Origin of the sequence: Streptomyces sp. NBC_01465, assembly GCF_036227325.1 — a bacterium.
Taxonomy (GTDB): domain Bacteria; phylum Actinomycetota; class Actinomycetes; order Streptomycetales; family Streptomycetaceae; genus Streptomyces.
Window position 1 is genome coordinate 7,257,598 of sequence record NZ_CP109467.1, and the last position, 23,203, is coordinate 7,280,800.

Below are 23,203 nucleotides of genomic sequence, written 5' to 3' on the forward strand. Positions count from 1 at the left end.
GAACCACCGCATGTTCACCACCCGGCCGACCCTCCAAGGCACCTTCGGCATGGTGTCGTCCACCCACTGGCTCGCCTCCCAGTCCGCGATGGCCGTCCTCGAGGACGGCGGAAACGCCTTCGACGCCGCCGTCGCCGCCGGCTTCGTCCTGCATGTCGTCGAACCGCACCTCAACGGCCCCGCAGGCGACCTCCCCGTCATCCTCGCCCCGGCCGGCGGCGAGGTGCAGGTGCTCTGCGGGCAGGGCGTCGCCCCCGCGGGCGCGAGCGTCGAGCACTACCGCTCCCTCGGCCTCGAACTGGTCCCCGGCACAGGCCCGCTGGCCGCCGCCGTCCCCGGCGCCTTCGACGCCTGGATGGTCCTGCTGCGCGACCACGGAACCAAGTCCCTCGCCCACGTGCTCAAGTACGCCATCGACTACGCGGAGAACGGGCACGCCCCCGTCGAGCGCGTCGGCCAGACCGTCGAGACCGTACGCGAACTCTTCGAGACCGAGTGGCCCTCCTCCGCCGAGGTCTACCTCCCCGGCGGCCGCTCCCCGCAGCCCGGCGAGCTCTTCCGCAACCCCGCACTCGCCGCGACCTGGCGCCGCGTGATCGAGGAGTCCGCCTTCGACGACCGCGTCATGCAGATCGAGGCGGCCCGCAAGATCTGGAGCGAGGGCTTCATCGCCGAGGCGCTCGTACGCCAGTCGGACCGGGCAACCCTCGACACGAGCGGCGAGCGCCACACCGGGACCCTGACCGCCGCCGACCTCGCCGGCTGGTCCGCGACGTACGAGACCCCCGCGACGTACGACTGGAACGGCTGGACCCTCTGCAAGGCCGCCGGCTGGAGCCAGGGCCCCGCCTTCCTCCAGCAGCTCGCGATCCTCCCCGACGAGCTCCCGGCCTACGGTTCCGCCGACTACGTCCACCTCCTCGTCGAGGGCTGCAAGCTCGCCATGGCCGACCGCGAGGCCTGGTACGGCGACGCCGCCGAAGTGCCCCTGCCGGCGCTGCTCTCGGACGCGTACAACACGGAGCGCCGCGCCCTGATCGGCGACAAGGCCTCGCACGAGCTGCGCCCCGGCAGCCCCGAGGGCCGCGAGCCGCGCCTCAGCAAGCAGGCGTACGCGATCGCCGCGGGCGAGGGCGGCTTCGACGCCATGGGGATCGTCGCCGGTGCCGGTGAGCCGACCGTCGCCAAGGACGGCGCGACCCGCGGCGACACCTGCCACCTGGACGTCGTCGACCGCTGGGGCAACATGGTCGCCGCCACCCCCAGCGGCGGCTGGCTGCAGTCCAACCCGGTCGTCCCCGAGCTCGGCTTCCCGCTCGGCTCGCGCCTCCAGATGGCCTGGCTGGACGAGGGACTGCCCAACTCCCTCACCCCCGGCGCCCGTCCGCGCACCACGCTCACCCCGTCGCTCGCGCTCAAGGACGGCGTCCCGGTGATGGCCTTCGGGACGCCCGGCGGCGACCAGCAGGACCAGTGGCAGCTGCACTTCTTCCTGGCGGTCGCGCTGCGTGCGTCGGTACGCGGAGGCCTCGACCTCCAGGGCGCGGTCGACGCCCCGAACTGGCACAACGACTCGTTCCCCAGCTCCTTCTACCCGCGCGCGATGCGCCCCGGATCGGTGACCGTCGAATCGCGCATCGGCGACGACGTCATCGAGGAGCTGCGCCGCCGCGGCCACGATGTGACGGTCGGCGACGCCTGGTCGGAGGGGCGGCTGTGCGCCGTCGCCCGCGACCCGCGCACGGGCGTGCTGAGCGCCGCGGCGAACCCGCGCGGGATGCAGGGGTACGCGGTCGGGCGCTGAGCCCATGACGAAGGGGCCGCTCCGGTACGTACCGGAGCGGCCCCTTCGTGTGTGCCTACTGCGCGTCGGGCAGGGTGATCACCCAGCGGCTGTCCTGCCGCGGCCGGAGGTAGAGCAGCCAGTACAGACAGGCCGCCGCGATCACTCCACCGGTGATCAGCAGATCCTGCGCGGTCTGCTGTGTCAGTACGTACGCGAGGACCGCGATCAGCAGCACCGGCACCACCGGCCACAGCGGCATCCGCCACACCGTGCGCCCCTCGGCGGGCCTGCGCCGGGCCGCGAGGGCCCCGACAGCCACCACCAGGTAGAGGGCGGCTACGGCGACACCGGTGACCCCGCTCAGCGTCTCCACGGGGACGAAGCAGAGGACGGCGCCGGGGACGCCCACGAGCAGCGTCGCCACCCAGGGGGCGCCGTAGCGCTTGCTCAGCGTGGAGAACGCGCGGTTGACCGGCTCGGGCCAGGCGCGGTCGCGGGCGGACGCGTACAGGACACGGGAGTTCTGGATCACCATCACGATGCCCGCGTTGATGATGGCGAGCGCGATGCAGAGGCTGATGAAGGTGCCGACCGTGCTGTTGCTCCACTGCTGGACCATCGCGGCGAGATTGCCCTCGCTCAGCGTCGCCAGATCCGGCGCACCCAGCGTGATCGCGATCGTCGGGATCAGGATGACGAGGGAGCCGATGGCCAGGGTCCACATGACCGTGCGCGGCACCGTGCGGTGCGGCTGCTCCATCTCCTCGGAGAGGTAGACGGCGGTCGAGAAGCCCTGGAGCACGAAGAGGGCGAGCGCGAGCCCGGAGATGACGGCGGCGGCGGTGAGCGGACTCGTCGCGCTGCCGGAACCGACGACCGGGTCGACGAGGACGGACGCGGGCCGTGAGACATGGCTGAAGCCGAGGAAGGCGACGGCAGCGGCCGCGACCACTTCGAGGACGAGGAAGACCCCGGTGATCCAGGCGTTGGCCCGCAGGTCGAAGAGGCCCACGACGGTGGCGAGCAGCATCACTCCGGCGCCCGCGAGCTGCCCGTTGACGTGCACGATCGGGGCGAGGTACTCGGCGGTGCCCAGCGCGATGATCGGCGGCACGATCATGACGACGATCAGCGAGAGGACGAAGACCAGCCAGCCGGCCATGCGCCCGAGGAGCGTGCCGACCATGGCGTACTCGCCGCCCGCGCTGGGGACGAGCGTGCCGAGCTCCGAGTAGCAGAACGCCACGGCGATGCAGAGCACGGCGGCGATGGCGATGGTGAGTGCGGTGCCGGTACCCAGATCGGCGAAGAACGGCGGGACGATCACGAAGAGCGTCGAGGCGGGAGTCAGGCAGGACAGGGTCAGCAGAGTGCCGCCGACGACCCCGATGGAACGGGTGAGCGTACGGGGGCGGGCCTCGGCCTCTCCTACGGCCGCGGGTGGGGCTGCGGGCCGGAGCGTGTCGGTCATGCGGGGAATCCGATCTGGGTGGTGCTGGGGAGAGGGGGCTATCGCCTCCGGGTCGCGTTCGGTGTTAACGGGCATCAAACGGTCGGCGACAAGATCCCGTCAAGATCTCCCGGTCGACGGAATCCGCACCCTTCTGGCTGCATCGACGCCGTATCGATCGCCATGTGACGTACGTCGCAACGGATTTCGCCAGGTGCTCCATCCGCAGCGGTGAGCGGAAAACTGACCCGCAACTTTCTCTGTCACACCCCCGTGCTGAGATGGGGCACATGATCACTGAACTGCTCGCCGGGAACCTGTCCGAGGTCGAGGAGGCCGTCCGCCGCGCGGCAGCCGTGGAGATCCTGCCGCGCTGGCGTCAGCTCGCCGAGCACGAGATCGTGCTGAAGACCGGCCCGAACGATCCGGTGACCGTCGCCGACCGCGGCGCCGAGGAGCTCCTGACGGCGGCCCTGACGGCGCTCCTGCCCGGCTCCGTGGTCGTGGGCGAGGAGGCGGTGTCCGCCGACCCTTCGACGTACGACGCACTGCGCGGTGACGCTCCGGTCTGGATCGTCGACCCGATCGACGGCACCCGACAGTTCATCCGGGGCGAACCGGGCTTCTGCACGCTGGTCGCCCTCGCCCACCGGGGCGAGCTGCTCGCCTCCTGGACGTATGCGCCCGTACTGGACGAGATGGCCGTGGCGGTACGGGGCCGCGGCGCCCACCTCAACGGCGAACCGCTGCACGCGGGCACGCCCGCGCCCGGAGCGGTCCTGGAGATCGCCACGTCGCACCCGGACTTCACCACCCCCGAGCAGAAGCGCTCCCTGCTCGCCCTGCGGACGGAGGGCATCAACCCCCGCCCGTGCGGCTCGGCGGGACTGGAGTACCTGGGCATCGCGCGCGGCGACGTGGACGCGATCGCGTTCAACTGGGAGCTGGCGTGGGACCACGCGGCGGGCCTGCTCCTGGTGGAGGAGGCGGGCGGCGCCCACCTGACACTGACCGGTGAGCCCTTCCGCATCACCGGCGGAAACACCCTCCCCTTCACGGCGGCCAGGGACGCGGCGACGGCGCGGCGGGTGGCGGGGATCCTCTCGGCGGGGTCCGTCGGCTGAGGCCGTCCAGGGGCCGCAGCCTGATCTGGGGAGGCCACGCACGCACCGTGACGATCTCGAACGCGACCACCGTGTCCTCGGCGGGCCAGTCCGCTCCGTCGTACGGCAGATGAACGACGTCGACGAAGCCGCCTACGGGGAGGCCGAGGTCGACGAAGAGCCCCGTCACGCCCGAGGGCCAGGGGGTGCGGGCCACGGTTCCGGTGAGCCGGGTCCCGTCAGGGAACGGGCCGGAGTCGTTGGGGACTTCGCACTGGCGGAAGCTCCGGGCGGCGCCCCAGGCGAGCGCGAAGTCACGGGAGGAGACCGACTCGGCGCAGGACTCGGGAGCCTCCCCGGCCGGAACAGGGGTCTCCGTCAGTACGCCGTAGGTCTGCTCGTACAGCTCCATGACCACCGGAGCCCAGTTCGCTCGCAGCCTGGTGATCTCGTCCAGATCGGCCGCGACCGTAGGGGTGCGGTCCGGGCCGGTCAGCGTCACCTGGCGGACGGGCCGGTGGTCGTCGCCGAGTTCGAAGAGGTCGACCTCGTCGTCATGGGCCCGGGTGATGCGTACGTATCTCACACCGGATCCTCGTCCAGTACGGCGCGAACGTCCCTCACCAGGGCTGCGGTTGCATCGACCGCGGCCAGGTCGAGGCCCGTCAGGGCTGCCGTCGCCCGGGCCTCGAAGTCCGGCGGGGTGTGCGGGAGGCGGGCCGTCGCCGTCAGGGCGCCCTTCTCGTTCAGGCACCATGCGCGGTGGTGGGCGTGCAGGGACTGGGCCAGGATGCCGACGGCCCGGGACAGGCACAGGGACACATACAGCGCGTCGCCGCCCCCCACCGCTTTGCGGGCGGCCGCCACCGAGAACTCCGCCTCCCAGGACGCCTCGCCCAGCGCCTTGCGCAAGGGCTCCGGGTACGTCAGCGTCTCGGACCTGAGCGCCGTCAACTCGCCTGCGGGGTCCGCCAGTACACGGCTCAGCGCCACCTCGCCCGGATACACCGGCGACCAGAAGCCCAGCGGATGGCCGGGCTGGATTCCCACCTCGTAACGGCCCTCGCGGCAGTCCGACCAGACCCGCTCCACCCGGTCGAGATCGCGCAGGATCCAGTCCACCGCGACCCCGTCCACCCTCAGCCAGGCGCCGCCGTTGACCCAGGGTCCCCAGCCGCCGGGCCCCGCCACCTCGACGGGCTCGTCGGCGAACTCCGCCGCGAGGGCGTCGAGCGCGGCGAGGTCGGGGGCGCCCCGGTAGTAGAGGCCCAGATCCCAGTCCGAATCGGGGCGCTGGGTGCCCCGTGCGCGACTGCCGCCCAGGGCCACCGCGCGGATCGAGGGGAGCGAGGTGAGGCGGTCGGCCATGGCCGCGACAGTCGAATTCATGGTCAGCGAGGCTACCGGCGGCACGGCTGTCAGTGCCCGGGAATATCCTGGGTCCCTTGGCCAACGGCTGACGAAGGAGTCCCAAGGTGCCGTCGATGCTCGATGCCGTCGTCGTGGGGGCGGGGCCCAATGGACTGACCGCTGCCGCAGAGCTCGCCAGGCGGGGATTCTCCGTCGAGGTCTTCGAGGCCCACGACACCGTCGGCGGAGGTGCGCGCACCGAGGAGCTGACGCTGCCCGGGTTCCGGCACGACCCGTGCTCGGCCGCGCATCCGCTCGGCATCGGCTCACCTGTCTTCGGGACCATGCCCCTGGAGCAGTACGGCCTGGAGTGGCTGCAGCACCGGTTCCCCATGGCGCACCCCTTCGACGACGGCACGGCCGCCGTGCTGTCGCGCTCCGTCGCCGAGACCGCCGCCTCCTTCGGCCCCGCTGACGCGGGAACGTACCGGCGGCTCGTCGCCCCCTTCATCGGCAAGTGGGACACCCTGGTCCGCGACTTCATGTCGCTGCCCCTGACCGCCCTGCCCCGCGACCCGGTTACCCTCGCCCGCTTCGGACTCGTCGGTCTGCCGCCGTCGACGTGGCTGATGAAGCGGTTCAGGGAGGACCGGGCGAGGGCCCTGTTCGCCGGCCTGGTCGCCCATGTGATCGCCCCGCTGGGCGGATTCGCCACCAGCGCCGTCGGGTTGGTGTTCGCGCTCGCCGCGCACGAGAACGGCTGGCCCGTCGCGCGCGGCGGCTCGCAGTCGATCTCCGACGCCCTCTCCGGCTATCTGCGGGACTGCGGAGGCGTCGTGCACACCGGCTTCGAGGTGAAGCGCCTCGACGACCTGCCGCCGGCCCGCGCGTACATCTTCGACACCTCGCCGACCGCCGTCGCCCGGATCGCGGATCTCGGGCGGGCGTACGAGAACTACCGTTACGGCGCAAGCGTGTTCAAGATCGACTACGCGATGGACGGGCCCGTGCCCTGGACGGCAGAGGCGCCGCGCTCCGCCGGGACCGTGCAGCTGGGACCCGCCAGCCGGGACATCTCCGCCGCGCTGAACCAGGCCGCGCGGGGCACCACCGCCCCCGAGACGCCGTTCCTCATCACCGTCCAGCCGAGCCTCGTCGACGCATCGCGCGCCCCCGAGGGCAAGCACGTCTTCTGGGCGTACGGACACGTCCCCAACGGCTGGCAGGGCGACCTCACCGACGCCGTCGAGCGTCAACTCGAGCGCTTCGCACCGGGGTTCCGCGACCTGGTCCTCGCCCGCGCCACGGCGGGACCGCCCGAACTCGCCGCCCGCAACGCCAACTACGTGGGCGGGGACATCGCCTGCGGCGCCGCCTCGGGACTCCAACTGCTCCTGCGCTCCAAGCTGTCGCTGTCCCCGTACACCACCTCCCACCCGGCCGTCTTCCTCTGCTCGTCCGCGACCCCGCCGGGCCCCGGCGTCCATGGCATGTCCGGGCACAATGCGGCGAAGGCCGTCTGGCGCCGTCTGCGCCAGGCATGATGAGCCCATGACGGCCATCACGCTCGTACGCGGCTCCATCACCGACCAGCGGGTCGACGCGATCGTCAACGCCGCCAACTCCTCGCTCCTGGGCGGCGGGGGAGTCGACGGCGCGATCCACCGCCAGGGCGGGCCCGAGATCCTGGAGGCCTGCCGCAAGCTGCGCGCCTCGCACTACGGCAAGGGACTGCCGACCGGCCAGGCCGTCGCGACCACCGCGGGCAAGCTCGACGCCCAGTGGGTCATCCACACCGTCGGCCCCGTCTGGTCGGGCCACGACGACCGCTCGGCCCTCCTCGCCTCCTGCTACCGCGAGGCACTGAAGGTCGCGGCCTCGCTGGGCGCGAAGACCGTCGCCTTCCCCGCCGTCTCCACCGGCATCTTCGGCTGGCCGATGGACGACGGGGCGCGCATCGCACTCCGTACGGTGCGGGAGTGCGCGACCGCGCCCGTCGAGGAGGTCCGCTTCGTGCTCTTCGACGAATACGCCTTCGGGGAGTTCGCCGAGGCCCTGGCAGCTCAAGGCTGATGTCGGATTTCCGCCAGCCGCGGAGGCTCCGGCGGGCGATGCTTGAACCATGCACACCGACACCGAGCGCTGCGTACGCGCCGTCCAGTCGAAGGACGCCCGCTTCGACGGCTGGTTCTTCACGGCCGTCCTGACCACCAGGATCTACTGCCGCCCCAGCTGCCCGGTCGTGCCGCCCAAGGTCGAGAACATGACCTTCTACCCCAGCGCGGCGGCCTGCCAGCAGGCCGGTTTCCGCGCCTGCAAGCGCTGCCGGCCCGACACGACCCCAGGATCGCCCGAGTGGAACGCCCGCGCCGACTCCGTCGCCCGCGCGATGCGCCTGATCCGCGACGGGGTGGTGGACCGCGAAGGCGTCCCCGGCCTCGCCGCCCGCCTCGGCTACTCCACCCGCCAGATCGAACGCCAGCTCCTGGCCGAACTGGGCGCGGGCCCGCTCGCCCTGGCCCGCGCCCAACGCGCCCAGACCGCACGCCTGTTGATCGAGACGACCCCGCTGCCCATGGCGGAGGTCGCCTTCGCCTCCGGCTTCTCCTCCATCCGTACCTTCAACGACACGGTCCGCGAGGTCTTCGCCCTGGCCCCCGGCGAACTCCGCACCCGGGCCGCCCGCGGCATCGCGGCCCAGACCCCCGGCGCGATCTCGCTCCGTCTCCCGTACCGCGCCCCGCTCAACCCCGACAATCTCTTCGGCCACCTCGCGGCGACCGGCGTCCCCGGGGTCGAGGAGTGGCGCGACGGTGCGTACCGCCGCACGCTTTCGCTCCCGTACGGGCACGGAATCGTGGCGCTCACCCCGGCTGCCGACCACATCTCCTGCGTCCTCTCGCTGACCGACCTGCGCGACCTCACGATCGCGATCAGCCGCTGCCGCTGGATGCTGGACCTCGACGCCGACCCGGTCGCCGTAGACGACCAGCTCCGCACGGACCCGCTGCTCGCGCCGCTGGTCGACAAGGCTCCGGGCCGGCGGGTGCCGCGTACGGTCGACGCGGCGGAATTCGCCGTACGGGCGGTGCTCGGCCAGCAGGTGTCGACGGCCGCGGCGCGTACGCACGCGGCGCGCCTGGTGACCGCGCACGGTCTCCCGGTCGAGGACCCGGCGGGCGGCCTCACCCACCTCTTCCCCACCTCGGAGGCCCTGGCCGCACTGGACCCGGAGTCCCTCGCTCTGCCGCGCAGCCGCCGCACGACGCTGACCACACTGGTCGGCGCGCTGGCGGACGGCACACTGCAGCTGGGCATCGACAGCGACTGGGACAAGGCCCGCGCCCAGCTGATGGAGCTGCCGGGCTTCGGCCCCTGGACGGTGGAGGTCATCGCGATGCGGGCGCTGGGCGACCCGGACGCGTTCCTCCCCTCCGACCTGGGGATCCGCCGGGCGGCGGAGGGCCTCGGCCTCCCGTCGACACCGGCGGCGCTCACGGCGAGGGCGGCGGCGTGGCGGCCCTGGCGTGCGTACGCGGTCCAGTACCTGTGGGCGACGGACGCCCACCCCATCAACCACCTTCCCGCGTAAAGGAGTTCAACGATGTCGAGCAGACAGCACACCGTTGTCGAGAGCCCGTACGGTCCGCTGACCCTGGTGGCGACGGACGGGGTCCTCAGCGGCCTCTACATGACGTCCCAGCGGCACCGGCCGCCGGAGGAGACGTTCGGGGTGCCGGACGCAGAGCCCTTCGGGGAGACGGTGCGGCAGCTGGAGGCGTACTTCGGCGGCGAGCTGAAGGAGTTCGACCTGGAACTGCGCCTGGAGGGGACGGAGTTCCAGCGCAGCGTGTGGGGGGAACTCGTCCGGATCCCGTACGGGGAGACGCGGACGTACGGGGAACTCGCGGAGGCGCTGGGGAAGCCGGGGGCTTCGCGGGCGGTGGGTCTGGCGAACGGCAAGAACCCGATCGGGATCATCGTGCCGTGCCACCGCGTGATCGGGTCGACGGGCAGCCTGACGGGATACGGCGGCGGCCTGGACCGCAAGCAGCGGCTGCTGGCGTTCGAAGGCGGGGTGGAGGACGAGGCGCTGTTCTAGGCGGGAGGTCTTCCTCCCGCCCCGCCCGCCCCGTTCCGTCACACCTTGCCGATGCCCAGCGTGTTCGTCGCCGGCAGCAGCCCCGACCCGATGACCGCGACCCAGAAGTCCCCCAGCAGGTCGGCGAACCGGTCCACCTCGGCCGCGCCCAGCGCCTGCCAGGGGGCTGCCGCCAGCTCGTCCGTACGGCGCTCGACCTCGGCGCGCAGTGCGCGGCCCGCTTCGGTCGCCGTGCCGTCCGGCTCCAACAGGCCGCGCCCGACCAGCCGTTCGCGCCCCGCGGCCCACTCCTCCCTGCTCCAGCCGCGGCTCTCGAAGGTCTCCTCGGGCGCCGCCCCGATCGCCGCGAACGACACCAGCGACTCCACCGGGTCGAGCCCCGCGATCAGCAGTGCCGCGAGATGGCCATCGCCGCGGTGCTCGCGGAGGATCGTCGCGGCCTGCCAGAGCACCAGGTGCGGGGCGTCCGGCCAGGGCTGCGCGGCGTTGGCGGCGGCGAGCGGCCGGCCCGCGTGCACGGCGGCCTCGGCGGCCCGGCGGGCCAGGGCGGCGGCCTCGGCCAGCTCGGGGCTGTCGATCCGGTCGCCGAGGAGCGCGCGGTACGTACGGTCGACGGCGCGGCGGCGGGCAGTGAGGACGGTCTCGGGGTCCGCGGCGTCCCATACGGAGGGAACGTGCTCCGCGACCGTCTCCGGGCTGAAGCTGTAGAAGGCGGACGCCACCTGCTCGCTCCCGACCGGCCCGAGCGGCGCGGCCCGCCAGGCGAAGTAGCTAGGCCAGCGGCCGGACTTGATGCCGAGCCGGTCCGACTCCTCGAAGGCCTCCGGAGCGAAATAGAGCACCGCGTGTAGCGGCTCCAGCAGGTGCCACAGCTGACGTACGCGGCCGAGCTCGATGTGATTCTTCTGGTCCGCCATGGTGCTCTCCCTGTTCCGGGTCGTCCACGTGCCTGAACTTGACACTGACTAGATTGCTCGCCCGGACCTAACTTGTCAATGCCTAGATGTGGCGTAACCTGCTGAGCATGGCCACCACCAAGAGCAGCTCGTACCACCACGGCGATCTGCGCCATGCCGTCCTGACCGCAGCCCTCGAAGTGATCGCGACCGAGGGCCCCGGTGCCCTGAGCCTGCGCGATCTCGCCCGGCGGGCGGGTGTCTCGCACGCTGCCCCGGCGCACCACTTCAAGGACCGCACGGGTCTGCTCACCGCGATTGCCGCGGAGGGCTTCGACCTGCTGGCGGACGCGCTCGCCGATGCACCCGATCTGCGGGAACGCGGAGTGCGCTATGTGCGGTTCGGGGTCGAACATCCCGCGCACTTCCAGGTCATGTTCCTCCCGGATCTGCTCCGCGGTGACGACGCGGCCCTGCTCGCCGCGCGCGCCCGCGCCGGCGGAGAACTGCGGGCCGGTGTCACCGGGATGCCGGAAGGCGGACGCGGCGATGACGCCCGGCTCGCGGGGATCGCCGCCTGGTCGCTCGCCCACGGGTTCGCCACGCTCCTGCTGAGCGAGAACCTGCGGGAGCCGGTGGGCGAGCGGGATCCGGAAGAGATCTTCCGGGCCCTGGCCGAGCTGCTGTTCTGAAACCTCAGCCCTGCCGGTACCCGGACAGGAGCTTCGGGAGAGCCGTTCCGATCGGCTCCCGTACGACCTCCTGCGCCAGCGGGTCGTACGGCGTCGGATCCGCGTTCACGATGATCAGCCGCGCCCCGTTCTCCGCCGCGATCCCCGCCAGCGAAGCCGCCGGGTGCACCTGCAGGCTCGTGCCGACCGCGATCATCACCTCGCACGCCTTCGCGATCCCCATCGCCTCCCCGAGCACCGCCGGATCGAGCGACTGCCCGAACATCACCGTCGCCGACTTGAGAATCCCGCCGCACGCGAGGCACGGCGGATCGGCTTCCCCCGCCTCCACCCGCCCCAGCGCATCCGCCATCGACGACCGGGCCGAGCACCCCGTGCAGACCACCGACCGCGCCGTGCCGTGCAGTTCGAGCACCTTGCGCGGCGGCAGCCCCGCCAGCTGGTGCAGCCCGTCGACGTTCTGGGTGATCACCCGGACCGGCGTCCCCGTCCGCTCCAGCTCCGCGATCGCCAGATGCGCCGCGTTCGGCTCGGCGCGCCAGGTCTCGCTGTCGCGCCGCATCAGCCAGGCGCGACGGCGGATCTCCGGATCAGCCATGTAGTACTCGTACGTGACGAGCTTCTCGGCCTCGGGGTCGCGCCGCCACAGTCCGTTCGGGCCGCGGTAGTCGGGGATGCCGGAGTCGGTGGAGATCCCGGCGCCGGTCAGCAGGGCGATGAGCGTCATGCGGCGAGGGTACGCACCGGAGCCGGAGCGCCGCGCCGGCATTTTCAAGGGCGCTGCGCCAGCGACAGCAGCCGTTCGGCCGAGCGTGACCCCGGCGCCGCGAAGTGCACGACGATGCTGCGCCCCGCATCGCCCTCCACCGCCAGCCGGATATTGCTCAACTCCAGGTCGCCGACGAGCGGATGGCGGTACAGCCGGACCGAGGAGCTGAACTCCTCCACATCGTGGGCCTCCCACAGTTCGGCGAACCGCGGGCTGGATTTCCGCAGCCCGCCGACCAGTTCGGCGAAGCGCGGATTGTCCGTCTCGTACGCCGCCTGACCGCGCAGCAGCCCGGTCAGCCAGCGGGTCTCGCGCTCCCAGTCGGGCATCCGCTCCCGCAGCTGCGGCTCGTGGAACAGCAGCCAGACCGTGTTGAGTTCGGAGCGTGGCCGCTCCAGGTCGATCGCGGGGGTGAGGACCGCGGGGACGGCCCGGTTCCAGGCCAGTACGTCGAAGCAGCGGTCGATGACGAAGGCCGGATTCGGCTCCAGCGTCCGCAGGAAGTCCCGTACGGACTCGCTCACTTGAGGAGGGCGGTCGGTGCCGGATGCGGGCGGTCCGGCCCCCGCCAGCCGGAAGAGATGGGTGCGTTCCACGTCGGTCAGCTGCAGCGCCCGGGCCAGGGCGAGCAGCACCTGCGGGGAGACATTGATGTCGCGGCCCTGTTCCACCCAGGTGTACCAGGTGAGGCTGACACCCGAGAGCAGCGAGACCTCCTCGCGACGCAGCCCCGGAGTGCGGCGGCGGCCACCGGCCGGGAGGCCGGTCGCAGTGGGGTCGGCGCGCTCGCGGCGGGAGCGCAGGAAGGCGCCGAGTTCCTTGCGGCTGTGCTCGTTCAGGGCCGGAGTCCCCCTCTTGGGCGGCCACGGTACGGGTGTCCGCAGCACCAGTAAGAATGCCACTCTTCACGGCCGGCGGAAGGTGGCGGAGGGTGAGGGGGTGAACAGGCAACTCCCTTTGCTGGAAAGGCATTTCTGTGAATGAGCGCAAGGTTCTGGTCACCGGGGTCACGGGCGGGATCGGCGGCGCGGTCGCCCGCAGGCTGGCCGCCGACGGCTGGCAGGTGTTCGCGGCGTACCGCCGTCAGGGAGACGAGGGGCCGCTCCGCGCGCAGGGGTTCGTGCCGGTCCCTCTCGACCTCGCCGACGAGACGTCCCCGGCCGCTGCCGCCGAGGTGGTCGGGGACCGGCTCGACGCTCTGGTGAACAGCGCCGGCATCCTTCGGCAGGGGCCCGTCGAGCTGGTGCCCGCGGAGGTCCTGCGCCGGCAGTTCGAGGTCAACGTCATCGCGCAGACGGCCGTGATCAGGGCCTTTCTGCCCGCGCTGCGCGCCACCGGCGGCCGGATCGTCAATATCGGTGCGATCTCGGGCCGGGTCGACCTTCCCTTCATCGGGCCCGTCGCGGCCTCGAAGGCGGCCTTCGCCTCGCTCAGCGGGATCCTGCGGATGGAGCTGCGCCACCAGGGCGTACAGGTGTCGCTCGTCGAGCCGGGCGCTGTGGCCACCGAGATCTTCGACAAGGCGGCGAAGGCGATGGCGGAGGACGGGTGGGCAGGATCCGCCGAAGCCCAGCGGCGCTACGCGCGGGCGCTCGCCGCCTACGAGGAGATGCTGGCGAAGATGAAACCGGGCCCGGTCGAGCCCGTCGTCAAGGCGGTCCGTACCGCGCTGAACGCCCGCCGTCCGGCCGCGCGGTACACGGCCGGACGGGACGCCCGGTCGATCGCCGCGCTGCGGATGCTGCCCACCGGGGTGCGTGAGCGGATCCTGCTGCGGGCCACAGGGCTGACGGCGGAGGCTTTCGCCGGCTGAGGGATGCCGCCGCGCCTCCCCGCGTCAACTGTCCGATTCGCTGCGGGACTTGGCGGCCCGGCGCAGTCGGTGGTGGCGCGTCGGTTCTCCCGTGGCCTCACCGACCATCGCCTTCACCGCGTCCCGCAGCCCGTGCATCGCCTGGTGCCGCGCCGGACCCGCACCCGGGTCCTCGCGGAGCTCCTTCACCAGCGCCCAGCAGAGCACCAGCATCACCACCACGAAGGGCAGCGCGACCAGGATCGTCGCCGTCTGCAGGGAGTTGAGACCGCCCGCGACCAGCAGCACCGCTGCGACCCCGGCCATCAGGATGCCCCAGGTGACGACCAGCCAGGTCGGCGGGTGGAGCGAGCCGCGGCTGGTGAGCGAGCCCATGACGAGGGAGGCGGAGTCCGCGCTTGTCACGAAGTACGTCATGACGAGGACCATCGCGATGTACGAGGTGACCGTCCCCAGCGGCAGCGCGTCCAGCATCGCGAAGAGCGAGGCCTCGGCGCCGTCCTTGACCGTGGACGCCATGTCGGCGGCGCCGGTCGCGTCCAGGCGGATCGCGGTGCCGCCCATCACGCAGAACCAGATGACGGTGGCGCCGCTCGGCACCAGCAGGACGCCCATCAGGAACTCGCGGATCGTACGGCCCTTGGAGATCCGGGCGATGAACGTGCCGACGAAGGGCGCCCAGGAGAGCCACCACGCCCAGTAGAAGATCGTCCACGAGCCGAGCCACTCGGAGTCCGTGAAGGCGCCGGTGCGGCTGGCCATCGGGAGCAGGTCGTCGAGGTAGCCGAGGACCGAGGCCGGGATGGTGTCGAGGATGTAGACGGTCGGACCGAGCAGGAAGACGAAGACCATCAGGGACGCGGCCAGCACGATGTTGAGCGTGCTCAGCCACTTCACGCCCTTGTTCAGCCCGGAGAAGGCGGAGAGCACGAAGGCGGCCGAGAGCGAGGCGATGATGATCAGCTGGGTGGTCTGGGAGTTGGTGACGCCCGAGGTGATGTTGAGGCCCTCGGCGACCTGCAGGGTGCCCAGGCCCAGGCTCGTCGCCGTACCGAAGACCGTCGCGAAGACCGCGAGCAGGTCGATGGCCCGGCCCAGCGGGCCGTTCGCGCGGCGGGCGCCGATGAGCGGGACGAAGGCCGAACTCAGGCGGTTTCCGCGGGACTTGCGGAAGCCGGCGTAGGCGAGGGCGAGCCCGGCGATGCCGTAGATCGCCCAGGGGGTGAGGGTCCAGTGGAAGAAGGAGTACTCGAGTGCGGTGCGGGCCGCGCCTCCCGTCTGTGCGGCGGCACCGCTCGACGGGGGCGGCGAGACGTAGTGCTGGAGGGGTTCGCCGACGCCGTAGAACATCAGGCCGATGCCCATGCCCGCGCTGAACATCATCGCGATCCACGCCAGATTGGTGAACTCGGGCTCGGAGTCGTCGGCGCCGAGCCTGATCCGTCCGTAGCGGCTCAGGGCGAGGACCACGCAGAGCACCAGGAAGAGGTCGGCCGCCGTCACGAACAGCCAGGCGAAGTTGGAGAGGACCCAGGTCAGCGCGGAGGAGGAGGCGTCGTCGAAGGAGTCCTTGCCGAGGGCCGCCCAGGCGACCACCGCGACCACGGCGAGCACCCCGATGGTGACCAGCGTGAGGTCGGGGGAGTCGCTGTCGGGGTCCTCGATCGGTTCCGTATCCGTCGTCATGCCGACCCACTATGGGCGGAATAACGCCATATATCCTCCTGGCTCGCCGTCCAGTGTGCCGTCACCCATGGGCAGCGGGCAGGTCGTACGGATAGGGTCGGCTCGGCGCGACTGTCTGTTCGAAAGCAAGGGATCTACAAGGTGACGACGACGGACGGAGCAGTGACCGAGGCCGCGCAGGTGCTGGTGGCGGCGGACAAGTTCAAGGGTTCACTCACGGCGGTCGAGGTCGCCGAGCGGGTGACGGCCGGGCTGCGGCGGATCGCCCCCGGGGTACGGGTCGAGGCACTGCCGGTCGCCGACGGCGGCGACGGCACGGTCGCGGCGGCGGTCGCAGCCGGTTTTGAACGCCACGAGGTGGCGGTCACCGGGCCGCTGGGCGAGCAGCGCACCGCAGCCTTCGCCCTGCGCGACGGTGTCGCGGTGGTCGAGATGGCCGAGGCCTCCGGTCTCCAGCACCTTCCCGAGGGCGTCTTCGCACCGCTCACCGCGACGACGTACGGCTCCGGCGAACTCCTGCGCGCCGCCCTGGACGCGGGTGCCCGCAGCATCGTCTTCGGCGTGGGCGGCAGTGCGACGACCGACGGCGGAGCCGGGATGCTGGCCGCGCTCGGCGCGCAGTTCCTGGACGCGGCCGGGCAGCCGGTCGGACCCGGCGGCGGTGGTCTGCGCGATCTCGCGTCGGCCGATCTGTCGGGGCTCGACGAGCGCCTCGCGAAGACGGACATCGTCCTGGCCAGCGACGTCGACAATCCGCTCACCGGTCCCAAGGGCGCCCCCGCCGTGTACGGCCCGCAGAAGGGCGCCTCCCCGGAAGAGGTCGCGATCCTGGACGAGGCCCTCGCCCACTTCGCGGCCGTACTGGAGAAGGCGATCGGCCAGAAGGCCGCCGACGACGCCCTCTCGCCGGGCGCGGGCGCGGCCGGCGGCATCGGTTACGGAGCCCTGGTCGGCCTCGGCGCGACCTTCCGCCCCGGCATCGAGATCATGCTCGACGTCCTGGGCTTCGCCCCCGCGCTGGCCCGCGCGACCCTGGTCATCACCGGCGAGGGCTCGCTCGACGAGCAGACCCTGCACGGCAAGGCCCCGGCGGGCGTCGCCGCCGCCGCCCGCGCCGAGGGCAAGGAAGTCATAGCGGTCTGCGGCCGTCTCGCGCTGCCGCCCGAGGCACTCGGCAGGGCGGGCATCCGGCGTGCGTACGCACTGACCGACATCGAGCCTGACACGGCACGCTGCATCGCCAACGCGGGGCCGCTCCTGGAGCAGGTCGCGGAGAACATCGCCCGCGACTTCCTGTGCTGAGCTGATCGAGACGTACGCGAAGGGGGCCCGCGCCGAGCGCGGGCCCCCTTTTTCTGCGTACTGCTCAGACCCCGGCGGTCTCCTTGACCTCCGCCTCCGGAGCCGGTGCGGAAGCGGCCACCGTACGAGGTGCGTGCCGCGCGTTCAGCCCGACCAGCGCCACGACCACCACGCCGACGAACGCCGCTCCCGCCAGGGCGAAGCTCAGCGTGAACTGGCTCTCCTGGGGCAGCGGGGGCACTCCCGCGGGCAGGTGCTCGATGGTCTTGGACGCCAGCAGCGAGGTGATCACCGCACTCGCGACGGCGCTGCCGACCGAGCGGGAGATCGAGTTGATGCCGTTGGCGATGCCGGTCTGGTGGGCGGGGACGCTCGCGACGATGAGGGCCGGCATGGAGGCGTAACCGAAGCTGATCGCAAGCCCGATGACCATGCCCGCGCCGATCACCGAACCGGTGGTGTCGTGCGCCAGGGTCAGCCAGGTGAAGCCGATGACACCGAAGGCGGCGCCGGCGGCGAGGGTGAAGCGGGCGCCGATCCGGCGGACCAGGATCCCGCCGAACTGGGCGGCGAAGAGCGAGACGATCGTCGTCGGCAGCAGGTACTCGACGGAGGCGCGCAGGACCGAGGCGCTGAAGCCGTAGCCGGTGATCTCGTCGGGGACCTGCACCAGGTACGAGACGCCGATGAACTGCGCGAACATCGCGAAGCCGAGCAGCAGTCCGGCCAGGTTGGTGAAGAGCACAGGGCGGTGCGTGAACATCTTCATGTCCACCATCGGCTCGCGGACCTTGAGCTCGGTGAGGACCCAGACCCCCGCCATGACGACCGCTCCGACGAACAGGCCCAGCGTGCGGCCCGAGGTCCAGCCCCAGGTGTGGCCCTGCGAGATCGGCAGCAGGACGAGGGTGAGGAGGAGTGCGAGGGCGAGAGCGCCGAGCCAGTCGGTGCGTCCGCCGGTCTTCGTACGCGATGCGGGTACGGCGAGCAGTACGCCGACCAGCGCGACGACGGCCAGCACGACCGCCAGCCAGAAGACCCGGTGGTAGTCGGGGTCCGAGCCCTGCGTGAGCAGGCCCGCGCCGACCAGGGCGAGGCCGCTGCCGAACGCGAGCGTGCCGCTGACCAGCGCCATCGCGCCGTGCAGCTTCTCCGGCTTGATCTCCTCGCGGAGGACGGAGAGTGCGAGCGGGAAGATCGCGGTGGCCGCGCCCTGCATCACGCGGCCGACGATCAGCCACGTCAGCGAGGTCGTGGTGGCGGCGAGCACGGAGCCCGCGATCATCACGACGAGGACGCCGACCAGGGTGGGCTTCTTGCCGTGCATGTCGCCGAAGCGGCCGAGCAGCGGGGTGAAGACGGCGGCCGACAGGAGGGTGGCCGTGGTCACCCAGCTGACGTTCGCCGTCGTGGTGTGGAGATCGCTCTGGATGGTCCCGAGGATCGGGACGACCAGGGTCTGCATCATCGAGACGACCATGGCGGCGAGCCCGAGGACCAGGACGAGCGTGGTCTGTCCGGTCTGGCGGCGGGGCGCTGCGGCCGCGTGCTGTGCGTGAGTCACGGGGAAAGCTCTTCCGACTACTTGAGAACCTTGATGCTTGAGAACTTCAAGCAGTAGGTAGACCGTAAACATCAAAGGTTGAGATCGTCAAGTTTCCTGGCGTAGGATGGGTCACATGCCAGGAACAGCCAGCACCGCCAGCAAGGCCGAACTGATCGAGCTGCTCTCGGTGTCGCTCGCCTCCTACTACGGCGACTTCACCGCCGCGGCCGCCGGCGAGGGCCTCACCGCCAGCCAGGGCAAGACCCTCACCGTGCTGCGCCGTGCGCCCGCCGCGATGCGCTCGCTCGCCACCACGCTGGCCTGCGACGCCTCGAACATGACCGGGATCATCGACCGGCTCGAGAAGCGCGAGCTCGTACGGCGCGAGGCCAGCCCCACCGACCGCCGGGTCAAGATCGTCGTCATCACGGACGAGGGCGCCCGCACCGTCGACGCCGTACGGGCCCGGATGCACACGACGCTCGCCGGTCTGGACGCGCTGAGCGCCGAGGACCGCGCCACCCTCTACGACCTGCTGGAACGGGTCTTCGTCAAGACCCCCGCCGCTGCCTAGGACGTCAGCCGGAAGGCGTCCAGCGCCAGCGTCAGCGCGATCAGATCGCGTGGCCGCGACAGCGAGCGCGCCGTCAGATGCTCCAGGCGCCGCAGCCGGTTGAAGACCGTGTTGCGGTGGCAGTACAGCCGCGAGGCCGCCCGCCCTGCCGACCCCTCGCATTCCAGCCAGGCGTCCAGCGTCTCCAGGAGCAGCGCCCGGTCCGCCGGGTCCAGTTCGAGCAGCGGGCCCAGAACGTCCGCGACCAGGCGCTCCGCGAGCTCGGGCTGGTTCACCACCAGGGCCGTCGGCAGCCGCTCGTCGAGCCGTACGATCCCGGGCACCTCTGCGGTGCAGGTACGCAGCGCCGTCTCCGCCAGCCTCCGCGCCAGACCCAGGTCCGCGAGCCCCTCCACCACCGGGCTGATCCCGCCGGGCCCCGCGCACCGCCCGCCCAGCACCTCCGCCAGCTCCGCGAGCCCCGCCGTGTCGCCGAGGGCGACCACCCCCACCTCGCACTCCGTACGCATCCGCCAGAAGAACCTCATCCCCGGTGCGGCCATGACCCGGTGGAACGGCTCGCGCCCGCCCTGCCGCTCCGCCCGCAGCACCACCACCGCGTACCGCCCCTGCTCCGGAAGGTCGAGGCCGGCGGCTGCCCGCGCCGCGAGCCCCGGTGCGGCCCTGCCCTCCAACAGGGCGTCCAGCAGGGCCTGTACGCGCTCGTCGCTGCGCCGGTTCAGCTCCTGTTCCGTCGAGCGGTACGCCTCGGCCACCGTCGCCGTCTGCCGGTCGACCGCCTCCCACACATGGGCCGCGGTGTGCACGAGCACTGTCAGCGCCTCGGGGTCCTTCTCGGCCACGATGGCCAGGAGTTCGTTCCAGACCAGATAGCCCGCGTGCCGGTAGGCGTAGTGCAGCAGCTCCAGTGGAAGCCCCTGTTCCGCCCGCCGCCGGCCGAGCTCCTTCGCGTACTCCAGATCCCGTCTCGGCGCGGTGCGCGGTGCGGCGATGGTCTCGATCCCGTACTTCAGCGCCTCGCTGATCTGCATCCAGTGCTCGTCGCGCGGTACGGAGAGGGCGAACTGGGGCGAATGCGCGAGGAGTTCCTCGAAGAGCTGATCCGTCAGCTGCGGTACGCGGTCGAGCAGCAGCCTGGACGCGCTCACCAGGACGGACCACTCGCGGTCGGTGCGCGCTCGGCGGCCACTCATGGCTGGTGAGGATGCCACCGGAGGGTGGGGGGCGACAGACCCTGTGCGTTGCTTGTGCCCGTGCACAGTCCGTGCCCGCCGCCGCTGGTCACCGGCAGCGATTCGGCCCGGCGGCGTGGACTGACGGGCCGTCCGGTGCTGGTCTGTGGGCCCACGGAGCAGCGGATGGAGGATGCATGGCCTCGCTCGAAGTGCGTGGTCTGGTCGCGGGCTACGGTCCGGTACGGGCGCTGAGGGACGTCTCCCTCGAGGTGCCCGACGGGGCGGTCGTCGCCGTGCTCGGCGGCAACGGCGCGGGCAAGTCCACGCTGCTGCGGGCGATTTCCCGCACCCTCCGCTTCCACCGGGGCGCCGTGACGAGCGGCTCCGTCCTGCTCGACGGGCGACCGGTGGACCGGCTGAACGCGGCCCGGATGGTGGCGGCCGGAGTGGTCCAAGTCCCCGAAGGGCGGCAGGTGTTCGCACGGATGACGGTGGCCGACAACCTCAGGGCGGGCGCACTCGGCGCGTCCGGGGGGCGCCGCGGGGCCGGCGAGGCGCTGGCCCGGGTGCACACGCTCTTTCCCGTACTGGCCGAACGGGCCCGCCAGCGGGCGGGCCTGCTCTCCGGCGGCGAGCAGCAAATGCTGGCGCTGGGACGGGCGTTGATGGCCCGCCCGCGCGTCCTGCTGCTCGACGAGCCGTCGCTGGGCCTGGCCCCGCTGATGGCGGCGCGGATCGCCGAGGCCGTCCAGGAGATCAACGAGGCGGGCACCTCGGTGCTCCTGGTCGAGCAGAACGCGGCGCTCGCGCTGCGGCTGGCCTCGACGGCGTACGTACTGGAGGTCGGCGAAGTCACGCTCTCCGGCGCCGCCGACGAACTGAGCGCCTCCGACGAGGTCCGCCGCCGCTACCTGGGCGTGGTCGACGAGACGGCCGCCGAGGATGCGGGACGCGCCGAGGCCGCACACCCCGTCCTGCGGAGGTGGTCCGCATGAGCACGCTGACCGTAAAGGACCTGACCGTCCGCTTCGCCGGGCTCACCGCCCTCGACGCGGTCTCCTTCACCGTCGAGCCGGGCAGCGTCCACGCCGTCATCGGGCCCAACGGAGCGGGCAAGTCCACCTGCTTCAACGTCCTGTCCGGGGTCTACCGTGCGACCGCCGGCAGCGTCCGCTTCGGCGGGCAGGAGCTCACCGGGCTCGCCCCGCACCGCATCGCCGCCCTCGGTATCGCCCGTACGTTCCAGAACATCGCCCTGCCACCGCGCGCGACCGTCGCCGAGAGCATGCTCCTCGGCCGTCACCGGCTCACCCGCACCGGCTTCGTCGCCGCCGGGCTGCGGCTGCCGTCCGCCGCCCGTGAGGCGCAGCAACACCTCGACCGCGTACGGGAGATCGCCGCGTTCGTCGGTCTGGAGGGCGACCTGGAGCGGCCCGCCGGATCGCTCCCGTACGGAAAGCAGAAGCTCGTCGAGCTCGCGCGGGCGCTGTGCATGGAGCCCGAACTGCTCCTCCTGGACGAGCCGGTGGCCGGAATGACCGCCGGCGAACGACGCAGTACGGCGGCCGTGGTGGCCGGTGTGCGCGACAGCCTCGGCATATCGATCGTGCTGGTCGAACACGACATGGGGGTGGTGATGCGGCTCGCGGACGCGGTGACCGTACTCGACTTCGGGCGACGGATCGCGGGCGGGTCCCCGGCCGACGTACAGAGCGACCCGGCCGTGATCCGGGCCTACCTGGGGGCCGCGACATGACGACGTTCCTCGAACTCCTCATCAACGGCGTCTCCGTCGGATCGGTCTACGCACTGATCGCGCTCGGCTTCGTCGTGATCTTCAAAGCGACGGAGGTCGTCAACTTCGCGCATGCCTCGCTGCTCCTGGCGGGCGGCTACATCACCGCACGCCTCCACGACGACCTCGGCTTCTGGCCGGCGCTCGCCGTCGGCATCGCAGGGGCAGCGGTGGTCGGCGCGGCCGTGGAATTCCTCGTCATGCGCCGCTACCGGGGCAGCGACCACAGCGTCCTCGCCATCGTGACGATCGGCGTCGACATTCTGCTCACCACCGAACTGACCCGCCGTATCGGCACGGAAGTGCTGACCATGGGCGACCCCTGGGGCGACCGGGTCGTGACCCTCGGCTCGGTGTCGGTGGCCCAGACGCGCATCGCGGCCTTCTGCGCGGCCGCCGTGCTGATCGGCGCCTTCCTGCTGGCGTTCCGCTACACCTCCTGGGGCGTCGCGATGCGCGCCGCGGCGGAGAACCCGCAGACCGCGGCCCTCATGGGGGTCCGCCTCGGCCGGGTCTCGCTGACGGCCTGGGCGGTGGCGGGCGCACTGGCCGCGGTCGCGGCCCTCTTCCTCACGGTCTTCCCGACACCGGGCCTGGAGAGGGCCACGTCCCTCTCCGCCCTCAAGGCGTTCCCCGCGGCGATCCTCGGGGGCCTCGACTCCACGACGGGCGCGCTGGTCGGCGGCCTGGTCGTCGGCGTCACCGAATCCCTGGCAACGGGCTACCAGAGCGACCTGACCTTCCTGGGCCGGGGCATCGGCGACCTCGCCCCGTACCTGGTGATGGTCGCGGTCCTGCTCCTGCGCCCCGCAGGCCTCTTCGGCACGAAGGAGCCGGCCCGTGTCTGACACCTCCTCCAGCACCCCGGACCCGTCCCGCACAGGCAGCCCCGGCCGGGCCCCGGGTCCGGACACCGCCCATGGCGATGGCGCGACCGGCTCCCGCGCCGTGCCGGGCAACTCCGCGCGGGCCCGCGCGGACGGATCGGACACGGGTCCCGAGGCGCCGCGGATCCCGGATCCCGCCCGGTCCCGGGCCGGCGGCCGGTTGCCGCGTCCGCGCGGCACTCGGCGCGCGGACCACGGCCCGGACAGCGGCGCCGGGGCGGAGCCGGGCCATTCGACGGGGGCCGGCGGGGGCCGGGGTCCGGGGGGCGGCGCCGGG

Annotated in this window: 22 protein-coding genes; 13 read left to right on the forward strand and 9 right to left on the reverse strand. The window is 72.1% G+C overall.

The features are described 5' to 3' along the window. The first annotated feature begins 10 nt into the window (after nt 1-10). On the forward strand, nt 11-1,804 hold the full coding sequence (locus OG707_RS33935; protein WP_329125215.1) for a gamma-glutamyltransferase family protein: 1,794 nt from the start codon (nt 11-13) through the stop codon (nt 1,802-1,804). A 55-nt stretch (nt 1,805-1,859) separates the two neighbouring features. Here the strand turns inward: OG707_RS33935 and OG707_RS33940 are convergent, their stop codons facing one another. Beyond that, nucleotides 1,860-3,257, reverse strand: a complete 1,398-nt coding sequence (locus OG707_RS33940; protein ID WP_329125217.1) for an APC family permease — start codon at nt 3,255-3,257, stop codon at nt 1,860-1,862. Between the two features lie 269 nt (nt 3,258-3,526). Between OG707_RS33940 and OG707_RS33945 the strand changes: the two genes are divergently transcribed. Then, nucleotides 3,527-4,360, forward strand: a complete 834-nt coding sequence (locus OG707_RS33945; RefSeq protein WP_329125219.1) for an inositol monophosphatase family protein — start codon at nt 3,527-3,529, stop codon at nt 4,358-4,360. Here the strand turns inward: OG707_RS33945 and OG707_RS33950 are convergent. Together OG707_RS33950 and OG707_RS33955 are read right to left on the reverse strand one after the other, a co-directional pair. Further along, nucleotides 4,290-4,925 carry a hypothetical protein gene (locus tag OG707_RS33950; RefSeq protein WP_329125221.1) on the reverse strand — a complete coding sequence of 212 codons (636 nt, stop codon included), beginning with the start codon at nt 4,923-4,925 and terminating at the stop codon, nt 4,290-4,292. The two genes, OG707_RS33945 and OG707_RS33950, sit on opposite strands and share 71 nt — an antisense overlap. After that, nucleotides 4,922-5,728: a nucleotidyltransferase domain-containing protein gene (locus OG707_RS33955; protein ID WP_329125223.1), complete on the reverse strand. Its 807-nt coding sequence runs from the start codon at nt 5,726-5,728 to the stop codon at nt 4,922-4,924. Before OG707_RS33955 ends, OG707_RS33950 begins: the two co-directional genes overlap by 4 nt. Nucleotides 5,729-5,814: 86 nt before the next feature. On the opposite strand from OG707_RS33955, the gene OG707_RS33960 reads away from it, so the two are divergent. The 4 genes from OG707_RS33960 to OG707_RS33975 are packed head-to-tail and all read left to right on the forward strand — an operon-like array spanning nt 5,815 to nt 9,791. Then, on the forward strand, nt 5,815-7,233 hold the full coding sequence (locus OG707_RS33960; protein ID WP_329125225.1) for a phytoene desaturase family protein: 1,419 nt from the start codon (nt 5,815-5,817) through the stop codon (nt 7,231-7,233). A 7-nt stretch (nt 7,234-7,240) separates the two neighbouring features. Continuing rightward, nucleotides 7,241-7,762: an O-acetyl-ADP-ribose deacetylase gene (locus tag OG707_RS33965; RefSeq protein ID WP_329125227.1), complete on the forward strand. Its 522-nt coding sequence runs from the start codon at nt 7,241-7,243 to the stop codon at nt 7,760-7,762. 49 nt (nt 7,763-7,811) lie between these two features. Continuing rightward, entirely contained in the window at nt 7,812-9,281 is a 1,470-nt protein-coding gene (locus OG707_RS33970) for an AlkA N-terminal domain-containing protein (protein ID WP_329125229.1), read from the forward strand. Between the two features lie 12 nt (nt 9,282-9,293). Next, nucleotides 9,294-9,791, forward strand: a complete 498-nt coding sequence (locus tag OG707_RS33975; RefSeq protein WP_329125231.1) for a methylated-DNA--[protein]-cysteine S-methyltransferase — start codon at nt 9,294-9,296, stop codon at nt 9,789-9,791. A 38-nt stretch (nt 9,792-9,829) separates the two neighbouring features. Here the strand turns inward: OG707_RS33975 and OG707_RS33980 are convergent, their stop codons facing one another. Beyond that, nucleotides 9,830-10,708: an SCO6745 family protein gene (locus tag OG707_RS33980; protein ID WP_329125233.1), complete on the reverse strand. Its 879-nt coding sequence runs from the start codon at nt 10,706-10,708 to the stop codon at nt 9,830-9,832. 107 nt (nt 10,709-10,815) lie between these two features. Between OG707_RS33980 and OG707_RS33985 the strand changes: the two genes are divergently transcribed. Then, a complete protein-coding gene (locus OG707_RS33985) occupies nt 10,816-11,379 on the forward strand; it encodes a TetR/AcrR family transcriptional regulator (protein WP_329125236.1) in 564 nt (187 codons plus the stop codon). A 4-nt stretch (nt 11,380-11,383) separates the two neighbouring features. Here the strand turns inward: OG707_RS33985 and OG707_RS33990 are convergent, their stop codons facing one another. After that, a complete protein-coding gene (locus OG707_RS33990; protein ID WP_329125239.1) occupies nt 11,384-12,106 on the reverse strand; it encodes an SIR2 family NAD-dependent protein deacylase in 723 nt (240 codons plus the stop codon). A 44-nt stretch (nt 12,107-12,150) separates the two neighbouring features. Continuing rightward, a complete protein-coding gene (locus tag OG707_RS33995; RefSeq protein ID WP_329125241.1) occupies nt 12,151-13,050 on the reverse strand; it encodes a helix-turn-helix transcriptional regulator in 900 nt (299 codons plus the stop codon). Between the two features lie 74 nt (nt 13,051-13,124). On the opposite strand from OG707_RS33995, the gene OG707_RS34000 reads away from it, so the two are divergent. After that, complete coding sequence (locus OG707_RS34000) at nt 13,125-13,961, forward strand: SDR family NAD(P)-dependent oxidoreductase (protein ID WP_329125243.1); 837 nt, start codon at nt 13,125-13,127, stop codon at nt 13,959-13,961. Between the two features lie 24 nt (nt 13,962-13,985). Here the strand turns inward: OG707_RS34000 and OG707_RS34005 are convergent, their stop codons facing one another. Continuing rightward, nucleotides 13,986-15,647, reverse strand: a complete 1,662-nt coding sequence (locus tag OG707_RS34005; protein WP_329125244.1) for a BCCT family transporter — start codon at nt 15,645-15,647, stop codon at nt 13,986-13,988. 141 nt (nt 15,648-15,788) lie between these two features. Between OG707_RS34005 and OG707_RS34010 the strand changes: the two genes are divergently transcribed. After that, nucleotides 15,789-16,949 carry a glycerate kinase gene (locus OG707_RS34010; protein WP_329125246.1) on the forward strand — a complete coding sequence of 387 codons (1,161 nt, stop codon included), beginning with the start codon at nt 15,789-15,791 and terminating at the stop codon, nt 16,947-16,949. A gap of 64 nt (nt 16,950-17,013) precedes the next feature. On the opposite strand, the gene OG707_RS34015 is transcribed toward OG707_RS34010, so the two are convergent. After that, a complete protein-coding gene (locus tag OG707_RS34015; protein WP_329125248.1) occupies nt 17,014-18,513 on the reverse strand; it encodes an MFS transporter in 1,500 nt (499 codons plus the stop codon). Between the two features lie 115 nt (nt 18,514-18,628). Between OG707_RS34015 and OG707_RS34020 the strand changes: the two genes are divergently transcribed. Continuing rightward, nucleotides 18,629-19,069 (forward strand): MarR family winged helix-turn-helix transcriptional regulator, encoded by a 441-nt coding sequence (locus OG707_RS34020; protein ID WP_329125250.1) that lies wholly within the window; start codon nt 18,629-18,631, stop codon nt 19,067-19,069. Here the strand turns inward: OG707_RS34020 and OG707_RS34025 are convergent. Then, a complete protein-coding gene (locus OG707_RS34025; RefSeq protein ID WP_329125251.1) occupies nt 19,066-20,262 on the reverse strand; it encodes a PucR family transcriptional regulator in 1,197 nt (398 codons plus the stop codon). The genes OG707_RS34020 and OG707_RS34025 overlap by 4 nt on opposite strands. A gap of 176 nt (nt 20,263-20,438) precedes the next feature. On the opposite strand from OG707_RS34025, the gene OG707_RS34030 reads away from it, so the two are divergent. The 3 genes from OG707_RS34030 to OG707_RS34040 are packed head-to-tail and all read left to right on the forward strand — an operon-like array spanning nt 20,439 to nt 22,887. Continuing rightward, the gene (locus OG707_RS34030; protein ID WP_329125253.1) at nt 20,439-21,239 is read left to right on the forward strand and encodes an ABC transporter ATP-binding protein; all 801 of its coding nucleotides are present in this window, start codon (nt 20,439-20,441) and stop codon (nt 21,237-21,239) included. After that, nucleotides 21,236-22,000, forward strand: coding sequence for an ABC transporter ATP-binding protein (locus tag OG707_RS34035; protein WP_329125255.1), 765 nt, complete (start codon nt 21,236-21,238; stop codon nt 21,998-22,000). Before OG707_RS34030 ends, OG707_RS34035 begins: the two co-directional genes overlap by 4 nt. After that, nucleotides 21,997-22,887 (forward strand): branched-chain amino acid ABC transporter permease, encoded by an 891-nt coding sequence (locus OG707_RS34040; protein ID WP_329125257.1) that lies wholly within the window; start codon nt 21,997-21,999, stop codon nt 22,885-22,887. Before OG707_RS34035 ends, OG707_RS34040 begins: the two co-directional genes overlap by 4 nt. Nucleotides 22,888-23,203 lie beyond the last annotated feature (316 nt).

Excerpts from the sequence above, each read along its gene's own strand:
- OG707_RS33935 (WP_329125215.1), top strand. The coding sequence starts at position 11 with ATGTTCACCACCCGGCCGACCCTCCAAGGCACCTTCGGCATGGTGTCG.
- OG707_RS33940 (WP_329125217.1), bottom strand. The coding sequence starts at position 3,257 with ATGACCGACACGCTCCGGCCCGCAGCCCCACCCGCGGCCGTAGGAGAG.
- OG707_RS33945 (WP_329125219.1), top strand. The coding sequence starts at position 3,527 with ATGATCACTGAACTGCTCGCCGGGAACCTGTCCGAGGTCGAGGAGGCC.
- OG707_RS33955 (WP_329125223.1), bottom strand. The coding sequence starts at position 5,728 with ATGAATTCGACTGTCGCGGCCATGGCCGACCGCCTCACCTCGCTCCCC.
- OG707_RS33965 (WP_329125227.1), top strand. The coding sequence starts at position 7,241 with ATGACGGCCATCACGCTCGTACGCGGCTCCATCACCGACCAGCGGGTC.
- OG707_RS33970 (WP_329125229.1), top strand. The coding sequence starts at position 7,812 with ATGCACACCGACACCGAGCGCTGCGTACGCGCCGTCCAGTCGAAGGAC.
- OG707_RS33975 (WP_329125231.1), top strand. The coding sequence starts at position 9,294 with ATGTCGAGCAGACAGCACACCGTTGTCGAGAGCCCGTACGGTCCGCTG.
- OG707_RS33980 (WP_329125233.1), bottom strand. The coding sequence starts at position 10,708 with ATGGCGGACCAGAAGAATCACATCGAGCTCGGCCGCGTACGTCAGCTG.
- OG707_RS33985 (WP_329125236.1), top strand. The coding sequence starts at position 10,816 with ATGGCCACCACCAAGAGCAGCTCGTACCACCACGGCGATCTGCGCCAT.
- OG707_RS33990 (WP_329125239.1), bottom strand. The coding sequence starts at position 12,106 with ATGACGCTCATCGCCCTGCTGACCGGCGCCGGGATCTCCACCGACTCC.
- OG707_RS34005 (WP_329125244.1), bottom strand. The coding sequence starts at position 15,647 with ATGACGACGGATACGGAACCGATCGAGGACCCCGACAGCGACTCCCCC.
- OG707_RS34020 (WP_329125250.1), top strand. The coding sequence starts at position 18,629 with ATGCCAGGAACAGCCAGCACCGCCAGCAAGGCCGAACTGATCGAGCTG.
- OG707_RS34025 (WP_329125251.1), bottom strand. The coding sequence starts at position 20,262 with ATGAGTGGCCGCCGAGCGCGCACCGACCGCGAGTGGTCCGTCCTGGTG.
- OG707_RS34030 (WP_329125253.1), top strand. The coding sequence starts at position 20,439 with ATGGCCTCGCTCGAAGTGCGTGGTCTGGTCGCGGGCTACGGTCCGGTA.
- OG707_RS34035 (WP_329125255.1), top strand. The coding sequence starts at position 21,236 with ATGAGCACGCTGACCGTAAAGGACCTGACCGTCCGCTTCGCCGGGCTC.
- OG707_RS34040 (WP_329125257.1), top strand. The coding sequence starts at position 21,997 with ATGACGACGTTCCTCGAACTCCTCATCAACGGCGTCTCCGTCGGATCG.